The organism is Stappia sp. G46H5W, assembly GCF_058448995.1.
In genome coordinates this window covers 31,550-48,509 of the sequence record NZ_JBZFLL010000006.1, presented here as the reverse complement: position 1 = coordinate 48,509, position 16,960 = coordinate 31,550, and the positions used below count along the sequence as shown (strand labels likewise).

14 protein-coding genes are annotated in these 16,960 nt (G+C 68.3%); 10 read left to right on the top strand and 4 right to left on the bottom strand.

From position 1 onward, the window contains the following. Positions 1-98: 98 nt before the first annotated feature. Genes ACVJ6E_RS18465 through ACVJ6E_RS18455 form a run of 3 tightly spaced genes read right to left on the bottom strand, consistent with a single transcriptional unit; the run spans position 99 to position 3,937 of the window. Positions 99-1,649: an ABC transporter substrate-binding protein gene (locus ACVJ6E_RS18465; protein ID WP_120270685.1), complete on the bottom strand. Its 1,551-nt coding sequence runs from the start codon at positions 1,647-1,649 to the stop codon at positions 99-101. Between the two features lie 42 nt (positions 1,650-1,691). Continuing rightward, positions 1,692-2,882: an aminotransferase class V-fold PLP-dependent enzyme gene (locus ACVJ6E_RS18460; RefSeq protein WP_120270686.1), complete on the bottom strand. Its 1,191-nt coding sequence runs from the start codon at positions 2,880-2,882 to the stop codon at positions 1,692-1,694. Next, positions 2,879-3,937, bottom strand: coding sequence for a glycosylasparaginase (locus tag ACVJ6E_RS18455; RefSeq protein ID WP_208996877.1), 1,059 nt, complete (start codon positions 3,935-3,937; stop codon positions 2,879-2,881). The genes ACVJ6E_RS18460 and ACVJ6E_RS18455 overlap by 4 nt, the downstream gene beginning before the upstream one ends. A gap of 170 nt (positions 3,938-4,107) precedes the next feature. Here ACVJ6E_RS18455 and ACVJ6E_RS18450 point away from each other — a divergent pair, with 170 nt between their 5' ends. After that, positions 4,108-4,791, top strand: coding sequence for a GntR family transcriptional regulator (locus tag ACVJ6E_RS18450; protein ID WP_120270688.1), 684 nt, complete (start codon positions 4,108-4,110; stop codon positions 4,789-4,791). A gap of 83 nt (positions 4,792-4,874) precedes the next feature. On the opposite strand, the gene kdgD is transcribed toward ACVJ6E_RS18450, so the two are convergent. Next, entirely contained in the window at positions 4,875-5,789 is a 915-nt protein-coding gene (kdgD, locus tag ACVJ6E_RS18445) for a 5-dehydro-4-deoxyglucarate dehydratase (RefSeq protein ID WP_120270689.1), read from the bottom strand. Between the two features lie 138 nt (positions 5,790-5,927). Here kdgD and ACVJ6E_RS18440 point away from each other — a divergent pair, with 138 nt between their 5' ends. The 9 genes from ACVJ6E_RS18440 (at position 5,928) to ACVJ6E_RS18400 (ending at position 16,934) form a co-directional block, all read left to right on the top strand. After that, complete coding sequence (locus ACVJ6E_RS18440; protein WP_120270690.1) at positions 5,928-7,454, top strand: aldehyde dehydrogenase (NADP(+)); 1,527 nt, start codon at positions 5,928-5,930, stop codon at positions 7,452-7,454. A 116-nt stretch (positions 7,455-7,570) separates the two neighbouring features. After that, positions 7,571-9,655 carry a hydantoinase/oxoprolinase family protein gene (locus tag ACVJ6E_RS18435; RefSeq protein WP_120270691.1) on the top strand — a complete coding sequence of 695 codons (2,085 nt, stop codon included), beginning with the start codon at positions 7,571-7,573 and terminating at the stop codon, positions 9,653-9,655. 14 nt (positions 9,656-9,669) lie between these two features. Further along, positions 9,670-11,307, top strand: a complete 1,638-nt coding sequence (locus tag ACVJ6E_RS18430) for a hydantoinase B/oxoprolinase family protein (RefSeq protein WP_120270692.1) — start codon at positions 9,670-9,672, stop codon at positions 11,305-11,307. Positions 11,308-11,318: 11 nt separating this feature from the next. After that, positions 11,319-12,530: an aminotransferase class I/II-fold pyridoxal phosphate-dependent enzyme gene (locus ACVJ6E_RS18425; RefSeq protein WP_120270693.1), complete on the top strand. Its 1,212-nt coding sequence runs from the start codon at positions 11,319-11,321 to the stop codon at positions 12,528-12,530. After that, positions 12,527-12,988, top strand: coding sequence for a RidA family protein (locus ACVJ6E_RS18420; protein WP_120270694.1), 462 nt, complete (start codon positions 12,527-12,529; stop codon positions 12,986-12,988). Before ACVJ6E_RS18425 ends, ACVJ6E_RS18420 begins: the two co-directional genes overlap by 4 nt. Before the next feature lie 96 nt (positions 12,989-13,084). After that, on the top strand, positions 13,085-13,777 hold the full coding sequence (locus ACVJ6E_RS18415; RefSeq protein WP_158592754.1) for a FadR/GntR family transcriptional regulator: 693 nt from the start codon (positions 13,085-13,087) through the stop codon (positions 13,775-13,777). A gap of 307 nt (positions 13,778-14,084) precedes the next feature. Further along, a complete protein-coding gene (locus ACVJ6E_RS18410) occupies positions 14,085-15,074 on the top strand; it encodes a TRAP transporter substrate-binding protein (RefSeq protein WP_120270695.1) in 990 nt (329 codons plus the stop codon). Positions 15,075-15,107: 33 nt separating this feature from the next. Then, positions 15,108-15,626 (top strand): TRAP transporter small permease, encoded by a 519-nt coding sequence (locus tag ACVJ6E_RS18405; protein ID WP_120270696.1) that lies wholly within the window; start codon positions 15,108-15,110, stop codon positions 15,624-15,626. A 6-nt stretch (positions 15,627-15,632) separates the two neighbouring features. Next, a complete protein-coding gene (locus tag ACVJ6E_RS18400) occupies positions 15,633-16,934 on the top strand; it encodes a TRAP transporter large permease (RefSeq protein ID WP_120270697.1) in 1,302 nt (433 codons plus the stop codon). The last annotated feature ends 26 nt before the right edge of the window (positions 16,935-16,960 follow it).

Below are 16,960 nucleotides of genomic sequence, written 5' to 3'. Positions count from 1 at the left end.
CTCCCGTTGAACGGAGCCCGCCGCGTCAGCCGGACAAGGGCGAGGGCGCGGCGGGCGGGTCTGCGATGCCGGACGAGCCGGTCAGGCGAGGACGGGCCTCAGTCGAGGGAGATCTTCGGCAGCGAGATGGCCGGGGCCGCCTCGCTCAGCGCACCGCCGAGATGCACGTAACCCTTCACCTTGCGCGTATAGGCCTGGGCCTGTTCGCGGTAGTTGATGAAGATCCACGGCATCGTCTCGAGGATCCGCTCCTCCGCCTTGGCGTAGACGGCCTTGCGCGCGCCCTGATCGGTGAGCTGGCGGCCCTCGTCGAGCAGCGCCTCCAGCGTCTCGTCCCGGTAGCCGATGGGCTTGGCCCAGTAGGCGGATTCCGATCCGAGATAGTAGCTGTAGGCGTCCGGGTCGTTCAGCTTCATGGAGACGCCGTAGATCATCGCGTCGTAGTCCGCGCCGTTCTTGCGCGAGACGAGGTCGGACCATTCCACCAGGCGGATCGAGACGTTGACGCCGATCTCCTTGAGATTGGCCTGCAGGATCTGGGCGGTCGTGGTGTAGATGCCGAGGCCCTGGTAGACGATCAGCTCCATGTCGAGGCCCTCGCCGTGGCCGGCCTCGGCCAGCAGCGCCTTCGCCTTTTCGAGGTCGAGGGAGACGGCGCCCTTCAGGTCGGCATTGAAATAGGGCGAGTCCGGCGGCGTCGGCACCGAGAAGATCGGCGTGCCATGGCCGAAGAAGGCCGCGCGCGAGATCGCCTCGCGGTCGACGGCAAAGGCCATCGCCCGGCGCACCCGCGGGTCGTCGAACGGCGCGCGGGTGGCATTGAACCACACGCTCATGAAGGCGCCGGAGGCGGAGTCCACCTCGAAGTTCGGCATGCGCGCCAGCATGTCGATGTCCTTCCACGGCACGAAGTCGATCATGTCGAGCTGGCCGGACCGCAGGGCGGAGACGCGCGCGTCGTCGCTCTTGATCATGCGGAAGTCGACCGTCTCGAGCTTCGGCTCGCCCTCGATGAAGTAGGAGGGGTTGGCGGCAAGGCGGGCGCGCACGCCGGACTCGTATTCGGCCAGCGTGAAGGGGCCGGTGCCGTTGGCCTGCGACTTGATGTTGACGCCGGACTCGACCCAGGCCTTCGACACCATCGCCGCCTCGGGCAGCGCCAGGACGGACAGGAGCGAGGCGTCGGGCTCCGACTTCTTCACCTCGACCGTGCGCTCGTCGACCTTGGCGATGGTGCAATCGACCAGATAGCCGCGCAGCGTCGCGCCGGTCGCCTCGTCGCGGATGCGCTCCAGCGAGAAGACGGCGTCGTCCGCGGTCAGCGCGCTGCCGTCATGGAAGGTCACGCCCTCGCGCAGGCGGAAGACGATGGTCGCCGCATCCGGCTGCTCCCAGCTTTCGGCCACCGCCGGCACGATCTCGCCCTTGGTGTCGAAGGTGACGAGGGGCGAGTAGAGAACACCGATAAGCACCTTCCAGGAGTTGCCCGCATAGATGTGCGGATCGATGTTGGTGACCTCGGTCACCGTGCCGTAGCGCAGGGTCCCGGCCTTGCCTGCGGCAAAGGCGCTGAGCGAGGTGCCGCCGAGGGCAAGGCCCGTCAGGGCTGTCAGGCCCGTCAGGGCGAAGCTGCGACGTGTCATTTCCATGATGAGGCTTCCTTCTGGCTGGTTCTTTTTATCTTGATGGGGTCACGGCAACACGTCGACGAGACGGTCGATCTCGTCGGCGTCGTTGTAGTAGCTGGGCGAGATCCGCAGGCGGCCGCCCCGCTGGGCAAGGTCGACACCGGCCCCGCCCAGTCGCTTGTCGAGCTCTTCCGGCGCGAAGGCCGGATGGCTGAAGGAGAGATTTCCCGAGCGCTCGCCCTCGCCGAACGGGCTGTGGATCTCGTAGCCCTTGGCCCGCAGGCCTTCGGCGGCGCGGGCGGTGAGCGACAGGATATGCGCCTCGATGGCGCGCGGCGTCAGCGCGAGCTGCATGCGCACGGCCGCATCCAGGCCCCAGATGCCGGGGAAGTTGACCAAGGCCTCCTCGAAGCGCCCGGCGCCGGGACGATAGTCCAGCACGTAGTCCATATGCGCCTCGCCGCGGTCGACCGTGTGGTAGCCGACCGAGGTCGGCTCCAGCTGGTCGAGAACCGTATCGCGGCAGTAGAAGATGCCGGTGCCGACGGGGGCCAGCATCCACTTGTGGCCGCCGAAGGACATGAAGTCGATGCCGTAGCGCTCCACATCCATCTCCAGCGCGCCGACCCACTGGATGGCGTCGAGGTTGAGCAGCACGCCCTTTTCCCGGCACAGCGTCGCGGTCGCCTCCAGGTCCTGGCGGAAGCCGTTGGAGAACTGCACCGAGCTCAGCGAGACGAGGCGCGTGCGCGCGTCCATCGCCTCGCGGATGTCGTCGACCAGGATCCGCCCGCCGCGGTTCTTCACCCAGCGGATGTTGACGCCCCGGGTCGCCAGCTTCATCCAGCAATAGACGTTGGAGGGATATTCGATATCCGGCAGGACGACATTGTCGCCCTCCCGCCAGGCCAGGCCATTGGCGACGTTGACGAGGCCTTCCGTGGTGTTCTTGACGAAGGCGATCTCGCTGTGGCGGGCGCCGATCAGCTGGCCCACCCGCGACTTGATCACCTCGTCCGCATGGCTGCACCAGCGGGGATAGTCGTTGCGGCCATTGTCGCGGCAATTGCCGAGGAAGCGCTCGACGGCGGCGACCACCGGCAGGCTCAGCGCGCCGATGGAGGCGTTGTTGAGATAGGTGCGCTTCTGCTTGATCGGGAACAGGCGGCCGACATCGGCCAGCGTGGTGCCGGCGATCCCGTCCGGATCCTCGGCGAACAGCGGGTTGACGGGCGCCTGGTCGATGACAGTCATTCGGGGTCTCCTGAGAATTGCGGGTCGGCGGACGCGGCCGTCCCGCCCAGCGCCTTGAGGGCGGCGGCGGCGGCGCGCGCATGCCGCTCGGCGCGGGCATGGGTGGTCGCCGCCGAGCCGGTGTGGGGATGAAGGGTGACGATGCGGGCCTCGTGCCGCTGCGGGGCGGCAAACCCCTCGCGCCAGAGCCAGTAGTGGTTGCCGGGCTCGCCGTTGACGGCGACGACGGCGTGTTCGCCGGCCTTGTCGATGGCATGGATGGTGACGCGCCCGACCAGGCCGCCCTTGAGGGCGCGCATGTCGTCGACGGCGGCATCCACCGCCTGCGCGACGGTCAATCCCATCTTCATGTAGAGGACGACGGCCCGCGCGGTGCCGCAGCGGATGGTCATCTCGCCGACGCCGGTGCAGGCGCAGGCGCCGTAGCGGCTGTCGGCATAGGAGCCGGCGCCGATCACCGGGCTGTCGCCGAGGCGGCCGGGATATTTCCAGCCCCAGCCGGAGGTGCTGGTGGCGGTGGCGATGCTCCCGCGGCCGTCGAGGCCGAGAAAGACCGTGGTGTCCTTGCCGATCTCCGGGTCCATCGACTGCCAGCACAGCTTGCGCAGGTCCGTCGCCGGCCAGGCCGCGCGCTCGTCCTCGCGCAAGCTCTCCTCGAACCAGGAGCGCCAGGCGACGCGGGCATGGTCGGCCAGCAATTCGCCGCGTTCGGCGCCGATCTCGCGGGCGAAGCGCATGGCGCCCTCGCCGACGAGAAACTCATGGGGCAGCTCCTCCAGCAGGCGGCGGGCGATGGAGACCGGATGCAGGAAGCCGGTGATGGCGCCGACCGCGCCGCTGCGCAGCGTATCGCCGTCCATCACCGAGGCGTCCAGCTCGACGATACCGAGGAGATTGGGCCAGCCGCCGCGCCCGACGGTCCACACGGACGGATCGGCCTCGACCAGGCGCACACCGACTTCCAGTGCATCGAGGGTGGGGGCGCCGGCCGCCAGCAGATCCGCCGAGGCGCCTATGCCGCAGGCTCCCTCGTTGTTGCTCAAGACGGTGCACAAGACCCAGCGCCCTCCGATCCGGGGTTCCCGACATGCTCGCGTCATGTGTATAATGAATATTGGATACAAAATAAAGTCCCATATCAAAGCTGCCCGATCCGGCCTGCGGCTGGTGCGAAACGGACCGGCTTGGGATATTGGTGCAGGTGAGAAGAGTCTGGAGCCCGTTCATGGATGACGCGACACACGTGATCGCCCGCAAGACCGTCACCATGCAGGTCACCGAGCGGATACGCTCGATGATCCTTTCCGGCGAGCTGGCGAGCGGCGAGAAGCTGAAGCAGGAAAAGCTCGCCGCGCGGCTGGGGGTGAGCCGGGTGCCGGTGCGCGAGGCGCTGAACCAGCTCGAGGCGGAAGGCCTGGTGAAGGTCGAGGCGCACAAGGGCGCGGTGGTCAGCGGCGTGTCGATCGAGGCCTTGAGCGAGATGTACGAGCTGCGGGCGCTGCTCGAGCCCTGGCTGATCGGCATCGCGATCCCGGCGATGCGGCCGGAGGATCTCGCCGCGGCCGAGGAGATCCTCGACCAGATGCTCGACAAGTCCACCCAGACCCACTGGACGCGGATGAACTGGGCGTTCCACCGCGCGCTCTACACGGCGGCGGACCGGCCGCAGAGCCTGGACATTCTCGAAAAGCTCTACATGAACACCTATCGCCACTTTCCCGTGCCGATGCGCTTCACCATCGGCAGCGAGGCGATGGATGCCGAGCACCGCCGCATCCTGAAACTGTGCCGCGAGGGGAACATCGCCGAGGCGCAGACCTTCCTGAAGGACCATATCATGCGCGGCTCGGTCTCGCTGGTGGAGCGGCTGCAGCGCGCCGAGCCCCAGCCCGCAAGCCGGGACGACTGACGCCGCAGCGCGCACGAAAAAGGCCCGCGGGAGAGCGTCTCCCGCGGGCCTTTTCGTTTCGGGTACCTGTCGGGCAGCGCGTTTCAGCGTGCGCGGCTTTCCGCGAAGGAGATCAGCTCGCCGAGCAGACGCTCTTCTTCCGCCGTCGGGTCGGTCAGCGGCGGGCGCACCGGGCCGGCCTCGAAGCCCTTGAGGCGCACGCCCGCCTTCACCAGCGACACGGCATAGCCGGGCGCGCGCTCGCGCAGCTTCATGAAGGGGAAGAAGAAGCCCTTCAGCAGGGTCTCGCATGTGGCGGTCTCGCCGGCGCGCAGCGCCTTGTAAAACTCCACCGCCATGCCCGGCACGAAGTTGAAGACGGCCGAGGAATAGGTGGTGAAGCCGGCGGCGAGATAGGCCTCGGCAAAAAGCTCGGCCGTCGGCATGCCGCCCAGATAGGTGAGCCGGTCGCCGACCGTGGCCGTGACCTGGCGCACCAGGCCCATTTCACCGCTGCCGTCCTTGAAGCCGATCAGGTTCGGGCAGGCCTCGCACAGGCGCGCGACCGTGTCCGCCTTGTAGATGGCGTTGTCGCGATTGTAGATCATCACGCCGATGCCGACGGCATCGCACACGGCCTTCGCATGGGCGTAGAGCCCTTCCTGCGATGCGTCGATCAGATAATGCGGCAGCAGCAGCAGCCCGTCCGCGCCAGCGGCTTCGGCCTGCCTGGCGATGGAGACGGCAAGCGCCGTGCCGTAGCCGCAACCGGCGACGATGGGGGTGCTGCCGGCGGCTTCCTTGGCCGCGCGCACCACATGCGGGATCTCGTCCGGGGCCAGCGAGAAGAACTCGCCCGTGCCGCCGGCGGCGAACAGGCCCGCGGCGTCGAAGCCGGACAACCACTCCACATGCCGGCGATAGCTCTCGGCGTTGAAGCCGCCATCGGCCGTGAAATGCGTGACGGGGAACGACAGGAGGCTGGATGCAAGCCTTTCCTTCAGTTCGATCGGGTCCATGGAAGCGCTCCTCATTGGCTTGTTTGGTTCCGCAAAGCTTCTACCCGCCATCAGATGAAAGTCAACAGTTGTATGATGTCTTATTTTATGATGGGTTGCGCGGACCGAATTTTCACATGAGGCAAGGAGCATTCCGACATGGCCTATCGCCCCCACGGCACGCATCTCATCGCCGGCGCGCGCGTCGACAGCAGCGCGCGCTTCGACAGCCGGCCGGTCAGCGGTCCCTCCCACGGCTTCGCCAATGGCGGAGCGGCCGAGATCGACACGGCGGTTCGCGCTGCGGAGGCTGCCTTCGCCGGCTATGACCAGACCTCGCGCGCGCAGCGGGCGGCCTTCCTGGAGGCGATTGCCGATGCCATCGAGGCGCGCGCCGACGACCTGACGCCGACGGTGATGGCCGAGACCGGCCTGCCGCAGGCGCGGGTCGAGGGCGAGCGCGGCCGCACCACCGGCCAGCTGCGCATGTTCGCCGGCCATATCCGCGCCGGGCGCCATCTCGACCTGCGCGTCGACGAGGCCTTGCCCGACCGCACGCCGCCGCGCCCGGAGCTGCGCCTGTGCATGCGCCCGCTCGGCCCCGTCGCCGTGTTCGGCGCCTCGAACTTCCCCCTCGCCTTTTCCACCGCCGGCGGCGACACGGCCGCGGCCCTTGCCGCCGGCTGCCCGGTGGTGGTGAAGGGCCATCCGGCCCATCCGGCGACCGGCGAGATCGTGGCAGAGGCCATCGAGGCGGCGCGCATCGCCTGCGAGATGCCGGCCGGCACCTTCTCGCTGGTGCAGAGCGCCGACCGGGCGGCCGGAGAAACGCTCGTCACCCATCCGCTGATCCGGGCGGTCGGCTTCACCGGCAGCCTTGCCGGCGGGCGGGCCTTGTTCGACCTTTGCGCGCAGCGCGCGGAGCCGATCCCGTTCTTCGGCGAGCTCGGCTCGGTCAACCCGGTCTTCGTGCTGGACGAGGCGCTGCGGACCCGCGGCGAGAGCATCGCCCGCGAATGGACCGCCTCGCTGGTGATGGGCGTCGGCCAGTTCTGCACCAATCCGGGCGTCCTGGTGCTGCGCGAGGGAGAGGCGGCCGAGGCCCTGATCGCCGAAGCGGCGCGGGCCCTGTCGCTGGTGGCGCCGCAGCCGATGCTGACGGCCGAGATCGCCGCCTCCTTCCGCCGGGGCGCGGGCGAACTGGAGGCGGCCGGCGGCAAGCCCGTCCATCTCGGGGCGTCCTGCGGGCCGCGCGAGGCCTCGCCGGCCCTGCTGCGCACCCAAGGCACCCGCTTCCTCACTGAACCGCATCTTGCCGAGGAAGTGTTCGGCCCGCTCGGACTGGTGGTGACCGTCTCCTCGGCCGAGGAAATGGCGCAGGTGGCAGGCAGCCTCGCCGGCCAGCTCACCTGCACGCTGCAGCTGGAGCCGGGCGATCATGCGCAGGCACGCGCGCTGGTGCCGGTGCTGGAGCGCAAGGCCGGCCGGCTGCTGGTCAACGGCTATCCGACCGGCGTCGAGGTCTGCGACGCGATGGTGCATGGCGGCCCCTATCCGGCCTCGACGAATTTCGGCGCAACCAGCGTCGGCTCGATGGCGATCCGGCGGTTCCTGCGCCCGGTCTGCTACCAGAACATGCCGGCCGACCTGCTGCCGGTCGACGCGCGGGCGGGGGCGCAAAACTGATGTAATCACACATCAGACGTCTTGACATTTCCATGTAGTATGTTGTCATACAAGTAACACGACCGGCTCCGGGGAGGGGCCGGTCCAGCCCAAGGCAAGCGGGAGACGCGGCGAACATGACGAAGGACGGCAAGCAGATCCGGGTAGGGGCCGACATCGGCGGAACCTTCACCGATGTTGCCATGGAAGTTGGCGATGCCATGCACTCTGCCAAGGTGCTGACCAACTACACGGCACCGGAACAGGGCATCGTCGACGGCGTGCGGCTGGTCGCCGAACGCGCCGGCATCGCGCTCGACCAGATCGACACGCTCATCCACGGCACGACGCTGGCAACCAACGCCCTGATCGAGCGGCGCGGCGCGCGCACCGCCTTCATCACCACCAAGGGCTTCCGGGACGTCATCGAGATGCGGACCGAGAACCGCTTCGAGCAGTACGACCTCGACATCGTGCTGCCGGCGCCCCTGGTGCCGCGCAACGAGCGCTTCGTCCTCGACGAGCGCATCGACGCCCACGGCAACGTGCTGAAGGAGATCGACGAGGCCGAGCTCGACGCCCTGGTCGAGACTGTGCTGGCAGGCGGCTTCGAGAGCATCGCCGTCGGCCTGATCCACTCCTATGTCAACGGCGCGCACGAGCGGCGCATCCGCGACGCGCTGCTGGCCCGCCAGCCGGACCTCTTCGTCTCGATCTCGAGCGAGGTCTCGCCGCAGATGCGCGAGTTCCAGCGCTTCAACACGGTCTGCGCCAATGCCTATGTGAAGCCGCTGATGGCCTCCTACCTGCGCCGGCTGACCGACAGCCTCAAGGCCGCCGGCACCACCTGCCCGGTCTTCATGATCCATTCGGGCGGCGGCATCATCAGCGTGGAAAGCGCCATCGAGTTCCCCGTCCGCCTGCTGGAATCGGGACCGGCGGGCGGCGCGATCTTCGCAGCCCATATCGCCCGCCAGCACGGGCTGGAGCGCGTGCTCTCCTACGACATGGGCGGCACCACCGCCAAGATCTGCCTGATCGACAACCAGGTGCCGAAGACCGCGAAGACCTTCGAGGTGGCCCGCACCTACCGCTTCAAGAAGGGCAGCGGCATGCCGATCTCGATCCCGGTGATCGAGATGGTCGAGATCGGCGCGGGCGGCGGCTCCATCGCCGCCGTCGATGCCATGCGCCAGATCCGCGTCGGCCCGCACAGCGCCGGTTCCGAGCCCGGCCCGGCCTGCTACGGCCGCGGCGGCGACAAGCCGACGGTCACCGATGCCGACCTGCTGCTCGGCAAGCTGGCGGCGGACGGGTTCGCCGGCGGTTCGATGACGCTGGACACGGGCGCGGCAACCGGCGCCATCGAGCGCGATCTCGCCCGCCCGCTCGACATCGACGGCACCACGGCCGCCTTTGGCCTGTGCGAGGTGGTCGACGAGAACATGAGCAACGCGGCACGCATGCATGCGGTGGAAAACGGCATGGAGCTCGCCGACTACACGATGATCGCCTTCGGCGGCGCCGCGCCCCTGCATGCCGGCCGGCTCTGCGAGAAGCTCGGCATCAGCGAGTTGCTGGTGCCGCCGGGAGCGGGCGTCGGCTCGGCCATCGGCTTCCTGCGCGCGCCCTTCGGCTTCGAATCCGTGCGCAGCGCCTTCCTGCGCCTCAGCGCCTTCGATGCCGGCAAGGTCAACGCCGTGCTGAAGGACCTCGCCGAGGAGGCGACCGCCTTCGTGCGCTCCGGCGCGCCCGACGCGGTGCCGAGCCTCGAATGCACCGCCTACATGCGCTACGCCGGCCAGGGCTGGGAAGTGCCGGTTGCGGTGGATGTGCGCGACTATGCCGCCGGCGAGGTCGACGTATTCCGCAAGGGCTTCGAGGAGGTCTACGAGCAGCTGTTCGGCCGGCTGATCGACAAGCTCGACATCGAGATCGTCAGCTGGTCGCTGCGGGCGAGCTCCGAGGCCTATCCGGCCCCGCGCGTTCCGCGCCTGGAGGCGAAGCGGCGGCTGGAGGCGGCCGCGACGCGGCAGATGTTCGAGGCCCGCACCGCCGGCTTCGTCACCGCCGCCGTCGTCGCCCGTGCCGAGCTGGCGCCGGGCGACTGCATCGCCGGCCCCGCCGTCATCACCGAAAACGAGACCACCACGATCATCACGGACGGACAGGAAGCGGTCTTCCAGGCGGACGGATGTCTGCTCGTCCGCTCGAAAGCGTGAAGGAAACACAAGCCATGACCGGAAATTCGCTCTCCGACGTCCGCATGCAGGTCATGTGGAACCGCCTCATCTCGGTGGTCGAGGAACAGGCCGTCACGCTCATCCGCACCGCCTTCAGCACCAGCGTGCGCGAGTCCGGCGACCTGTCCGCCGGCGTCTTCAACCGCGGCGGCAAGATGATCGCCCAGGCGGTCACCGGCACGCCGGGCCACGTCAACGCGATGGCCGAGGCCGTCGGGCATTTCATCAATGACATCGGCCCGGACAACATCTTCGAAGGCGATGTCTACATCACCAACGATCCGTGGAAGGGCACCGGCCACCTCCTCGACATCACCATGGTGACCCCGTCCTTCCGCGGTGGCGCGCTGGTCGGCTTCTTCGCCTGCACCGCGCATGTGGTGGACGTGGGCGGACGCGGCTTCGGCCCGGATGCCAACGAGGTCTACGAGGAAGGCATCTTCATCCCGATCATGAAGTTCGTCGAACGCGGCACCGTCAACCGCGACCTCGTCAACATCCTGCGCCACAACGTGCGCGAGGCGGACCAGGTGGTCGGCGACATCTTCTCGCTGGCGGCCTGCAACGAGACCGGCCACCGGCGGCTGATGGACATGATGGGCGAGTTCGGCCTTGCCGATCTGGAAGAGCTCGCCGACTTCGTCTTCGACCGCAGCTACAACGCGACGCTGGAGCGGATCGCGGCGCTGCCGAAGGGCTCCTACGACAATGTGATGCGCGTCGACGGCTACGGCAGCCCGGTCGATCTGGCCGTGCGCATCGACGTGCATGACGACCACATCCTTGCCGATTTCGACGGCACCTCCGGTCCCAGCCCCCTCGGCATCAACGTGCCGATGATCTACTCCAAGGCCTATGCCTGCTACGGGCTGAAATGCGCGCTGGCCCCGGACATTCCCAACAATCACGGCTCGCTCGCCCCGTTCCACTTCGCCGCGCCGAAGGGCTGCATCCTCAACGCGCAGCATCCCGCCCCGGTGGCGGTGCGCCACGTGCTCGGGCATTTCATTCCCGACGCGGTGCTCGGCGCGGTGCACAAGATGCTGCCCGGCCGCGTGCCGGCGGAAGGCTCCGGCGCGCTGTGGAACCTGCATGTCAGCGCGCGTCCGCTGCAGGGCGCTGAGGCCCCCGCCGACGGCGGCCGGCGGGCCGAGGTGCTGCTGTTCAACAGCGGCGGCGCCGGCGCCCGGGCCAGCCTCGACGGACTCAGCGCCACCGCCTTCCCCAGCGGCGTGCACTCCATGTCGATCGAGGCGACCGAGCATGTCGGCCCGGTGATCTTCTGGCGCAAGGAGCTGCGCGACGGGTCGGGCGGCGCCGGCCAGTATCGCGGCGGCCTCGGCCAGGTTGTCGAGATCGGCGCGGCGGCCGGGCACGAGTTCCACTTCAACGCCATGTTCGACCGCATCGACCATCCCGCGCGCGGACGCGACGGCGGCCATGACGGCGAGCCGGGCTCGGTGACGCTGGACGACGGCACCCGCCTTGCCTCCAAGGGACGCCAGCACGTGCCGGCCGACCGGCGGCTGATCCTCTCGCTTCCCGGCGGCGGCGGCTTCGGTGCCCCGGACAAGCGGGACCCGGATGCGGCGGCCCGCGACGAGGCGTTCGAATACGTGGCGAGCAAATGAGCGGGGTCGCCATGACCTATGAGGCCGAACGCGCCAGCCTGATCAAGCTGTCGCCGGCCATGGCCATCTCGGTGCGGGCGCGGGAACTGCGCGCCGGCGGGGCCGATGTCGTCGACCTCAGCGTCGGCGAGCCGGACTTCGACACGCCCGCCCATATCCTGGACGCGGCGGAGGCGGCGATGCGGGCGGGCGCGACCCGCTACACCGCCGCCGACGGCACGGCGGAGCTCAAGGACGCGATCATCGGCAAATTCGCGCGCGAGAACGGCCTGCTCTTCTCCCGCCAGGAAATCTCGGCCGGCAACGGCGCCAAGCAGGTCATCTTCAATGCCCTGATGGCAACGCTGGAGCCCGGCGACGAGGTGCTGGTGCCGGCGCCCTACTGGGTCTCGTATACCGACATGGCGCTGCTGCTGGGCGGCGTGCCGAAGGTGGTCGAATGCCCGATCGAGGCGGATTTCAAGCCGACCCCGGAGCAGCTGGAAGCGGCGATCACCCCGAAGACGCGCTGGCTGTTCCTCAACTCGCCGGGCAATCCGTCGGGCGCCGCCTTCTCCCGCTCCGAGCTGGAGGCGCTGGGGGCGATGCTCGAGCGGCACCCGCGGGTGTTGATCCTGTCGGACGAGATCTACGAGCACATCCTGCATGACGGGGCCGAGGCGACGCCCTTCCTTGCCGCCTGCCCGCGCTTGCGCGATCGCACGGTGACGGTCAACGGCGTCTCCAAGGCCTATGCGATGACCGGCTGGCGGATCGGCTACGCGGCCGGGCCTGCCGGCCTGATCAAGGTGATGGCCAAGATCCAGTCGCAGAGCACGTCCAACCCGTGCTCGGTCGCCCAGGCGGCCGCCGTCGCCGCACTGAACGGGCCGCAGGGCTTCGTGGCCGAGGCGGGCCGCGAATACACCGCCCGGCGCGATCTGGTGATCGACGGTCTGTCCGGCATTCCCGGCCTCAGGCTCCGCAAGCCGGAAGGCGCCTTCTACGCCTTCCTCGAGTGCAAGGGCCTGATCGGCCGGCTGCGGCCGGACGGGAGGCGGCTTGCCGGCGACGCGGACGTTTCCGAGTACCTGCTGGAGGCCGCCGGCGTTGCCACCGTGCCGGGCTCCGCCTTCGGGCTGTCGCCCTATGTGCGTCTGTCCTTCGCCGCCGCGCGCCCGCTGCTCGCCAGCGCCTGCACGCGCATCCGCGAGGCGGTCGCAGCGCTCGGAGACGAGGCGTGAACCCGCTGGAGCGGCTGCGCGACCTCGGGCTGGAGCTGCCGCCGGTGCGCGAGGCTGCCGGCTCCTATAGTCCCGCCCGGCGGGCAGGCCCCCTCCTGTTCCTGTCGGGACGGGGCGGAGCCGGCGCCGACGGGCAGGTCGCCTCGGGCCGTGTCGGCGAGAGCGTGACGACGGCCGAGGCGCACGACCATGCCCGCTCGGCCGGGTTGCAGCTGCTTGCCGCCGCACAGGCGGAGCTGGGCGATCTCGGCCGCATCCGCACCGTGGTCAAGCTGCTGGGGATGGTCAACGCCGTTCCCGGCTACCGCGACCACCCCAAGGTGATCGACGGCTGCTCCGACCTCTTCCTGCAGGTGCTGGGCGAGGCGGGGCGCCATGCGCGCAGTGCGGTCGGCGTCGCCTCGCTGCCGCACGACATGAGCGTCGAGGTGGAGGCCATCCTGCTGGTGGATGACTGAGGGGAAACCGCCAAAGCAGGTTGCAATTGCTAGCACGGCCATGTGGTCTGTTATATGATGCCCAACAGGCATAGCGCGACGCAAAAAGGAATAAGAATGCTCGGGAGACGGGAAAGCCTTTCATCGCAGCTGAAGAAGCAGATCCTGCAGAAGATCGACGACAAGGTTTATCTTCCCGGCGAGCGCATCCCCTCCGAAAGCGACCTGTGCGCCGAGTTCGGCGTCAGCCGCACGGTGGTGCGCGAGGCGGTCGCCTCGCTGCGCGCCGATGGGGTGCTCAAGTCGCGCCAGGGCATCGGCGTCTTCGTCGACGACGCCCCGCGCCTGCAGCCTTTCGAGATCTCGCCGCTTCCCGATGCGGCGGTGCAGGAGATCCTGCAGATCCTGGAGCTGCGCCTCAGCGTCGAGCTGGAGGCAGCCGCCATGGCGGCGGAGCGGCGCAGCGAGGAGCAACTGACCCGGATCCGCGACGCGCTGGATAGCCTGTCCGCCGACGACACCGGCCAGAGCGGACCGATGGATTTCGAGTTCCACCTGGCCATCGCCCGGGCCACCAACAACCCGTATTTCGAGAAGTTCCTGACCTTTCTCGGGCCGCAGATCATCCCGCGCCTGCGCGTCAATGCCATCGGCGGCAAGGCGCGAACCGGCGCCTATACCGAAAAGCTGCAGGACGAGCACCGCGCCATTCTCGAGGCGATCGAGGCCCAGGACCCGGCCGCCGCACGCGATGCCATGCGCCGCCACCTGTCGGGCAGCCTGATGCGCTACCGCCAGTCCGCCGTCTGACGCGCGGACCGGCGCGCGGCGGCATCGCCCGCCAGCGCGCGCCCGTTCCCGGAAAGACCGTTTCGCCTGCCCTTTCCTGCGCCTGACGCCTCCGGCCGCCTGCGGCCGGCCGATGCCGGCTGCGCGTCTGCGCTCCATCGCTCGATCCATCGACAAAATCGCAGGAATCGCCAAAACCGCGTTTTACGGTTTTGACACATATGACAACATATGACAGTCTGCATACGTAAAGCGAGAGGCAAGCCAATTGCCCACGCGCCGGGCAGTGCCCGCAGGCGCCCATCACCCCAACAGACGGAGAACAAGAATGTCCCTGAAGTCCCTGCTTCGCGCGGCCGCCCTGGCTTCGGCCACGCTCGCCCTCGCCGGCCCCGCCCTTGCGGCAACCCAGTGGACGATGGCCTCGGGCTATCCGGAAACCAGCTTTTTCACCAAGAACATCCGCCAGTTCATCGCGGCGGTGGAGGAGAGGACCAAGGGCGAGCTGAAGATCGACCTGCGCTCCCATGACAGCCTCATCAAGCTCGACAACATCAAGCGCGCGGTGCAGTCGGGCCAGGTGCAGATCGGCGAGATCCGCATGGGCGTCTACGGCAACGAGCAGGAGATGTTCAATCTCGACAACATTCCCGGCGTCGTGCCGACCTTCGACAAGTCGTGGAAGCTGATGGAGGCCCAGAAGCCGTTCTACGACGAGTGGTTCGGCCGCAACGGCATGCGCGTCATCACCTATGTCGCCTGGCCGGGCCAGGGCTTCTTCACCGCCGAGCCGATCAACTCGCTCGACGACCTGAACGGCGTGAAGCTGCGCATCTACTCCCAGCAGACCCAGGTCATGGGCGAGAAGCTCGGCACCCAGGCGATCATCCTGCCCTTTGCCGAGGTGCCGCAGGCCTTCGCCACCGGCATGATCGAGGCGCTTTGGACCAGTGCGCAGTCGGGCACCGACGTGCAGGTCTGGGATTACCTCGACGTGTTCACCTATACCGGCACGATGCACAACAAGAACGCCGTGATCGTCAACGAGCGGGCCCTGCGCGCCCTTCCCGATGACATCCGCAAGATCGTCCTGGAAGAGGGCGAGGCGGCGACCGCACGCGGCTGGGAACTGGCCAAGGCCGCCAGCGAGGAGCGCGAGAACGTCCTCAAGGAGCACGGCATCACCATCAACCAGGCGCCGCAGGACGTGCTCGACCGCATCGACGAGATCGGCAAGGAGATGGTCGCCGACTGGATGACCCGCGCCTCCGACGCGGAAAAGGCGGTCTACGAGGCCTACCAGGCATCGCTCGACTGATCCGGCCACAGCCAAGGAGGGAGGAATCGGCTCATGATCCGACGCGTCCTCGACAGCCTCTATGAGGCGGCCGGCTATCTGGCAGCCTTGTTCCTGATCGGCATCGGCGTGACGATCGTCGTGCAGGTGGTGGCCCGCACCATGTCGGTCACCGTCGATTCCACCGAGGCGGCCGGACTGTGTCTGGCCGCCGCCACCTTCTTCGGTCTGGCGCACACGTTCCGGCATGGCGCCCATGTGCGCATCACGCTGGTGGTCAGCCACCTGCCGGCCGGGCCGAAGCGGGTCTTCGAGGTCTTCAACTGCCTCGTCGCCGGCGCCGCGGTGTGCTTTCTCGCCTGGCACGTCATCGAGCTGACCTTTCAGTCCTACAGCTACAACGATGTCAGCCCGGGCCTGCTGGCCATGCCCTTCTGGATCCCGCAGGCCGGCGTTTCGGTCGGCGTCGTGCTCTTCGCCGTCGCGATCCTCGACGACCTGGTGCAGGTGCTGCGCGGCAACGTGCCGAGCTACGACAGCGACACCCATCCCGAAGACAGCCACGCGGAGTAGGCCATCATGGACATGATCTTCGTCTCCGCCATCACCCTGGCGGTCCTCATCTTCGGGCTGCTGGCCGCCGGCGTGTGGGTCTCCGTCACGCTGCTGGCCGTCGGCATGGCGATGATGGCGCTGTTCACCTCCGCGCCCACCGGTTCGCTGATCGCCTCGACCCTTTGGGACAGCAGCTGGGGCTGGGCGCTGACCTCGCTGCCGCTGTTCGTGTGGATGGGAGAGATCCTCTTCCGCTCGAACCTGTCGGTCAGGATGTTCCGCGGCCTAGCCCCGCTGGTCGGGCGCCTGCCCGGCGGCCTGCTCCACGTCAACATCCTGGGCTGCGGCGTGCTGGCGGCGATCACCGGTTCCTCGGCGGTCACCTGCGCCACCATCGGCCGCATGACGGTTCCCGAACTGTCGAAGCGCGAATATCCCGCCAACATGACCATCGGCACGCTGGCGGGCTCCGGCACGCTCGGCCTGCTGATCCCGCCCTCGATCATCATGATCGTCTACGGCGTGACGGCGGAACAGTCGATCGGCCGCCTGTTCATCGCCGGGGTGGTGCCCGGCCTGCTGCTGATCGCCCTGTTCATGGGCTACACGGCGATCTGGAGCCTCATCAACCGCGACAAGATGCCGGAGCCGGAGACCGCGCCGAGCTGGCGCGCCAAGCTGGCGGGCCTGCGCAACCTGGCCCCTGCCGTCGGCCTCATCGCGCTGGTGATCGGCTCGATCTACGGCGGTTTCGCCACCCCGACGGAAGCGGCGGTGATCGGCGTGATCGGCGCCCTCGCCCTGTCGGCGCTGAGCGGCACCTTGACACGGGCCACCTTCATGGACGGCGTCATGGCGGCCGTGCGCACGTCCTGCATGATCTCTTTCATCATCGCCTGCGCCGCGTGCCTGTCCATCGCCGTCGCCTTCGTCGACCTGCCGCGCCAGCTCGCCGGCTGGGTCGATGCGCTGAACCTGTCGCCCTACGCGCTGCTGGCGGTGCTCGGCCTGCTGATCCTCGTCCTCGGCTGCTTCCTGGAAGGGATCTCCATCATCGTGCTCACCTCCTCGGTGATGCTGCCGATGGTGCAGACGGCGGGCGTCGATCTGATCTGGTTCGGCATCTTCATCACGATCCTGATCGAGGCGGCGCAGATCACCCCGCCGGTCGGCTTCAACCTGTTCGTGATGCAGAGCGTGACGGGCGCCAACATCCTCACCGTGGCGAAGGCGACCTTCCCGTTCTTCCTGCTGCTGATGGGGCTGCTGACGCTGATCACCCTGTGGCCGGACATCGTGCTCTGGCTACCCCGGCTGATGAACTGAGGGCGCGGCAGCCTCCCACCTGTCCT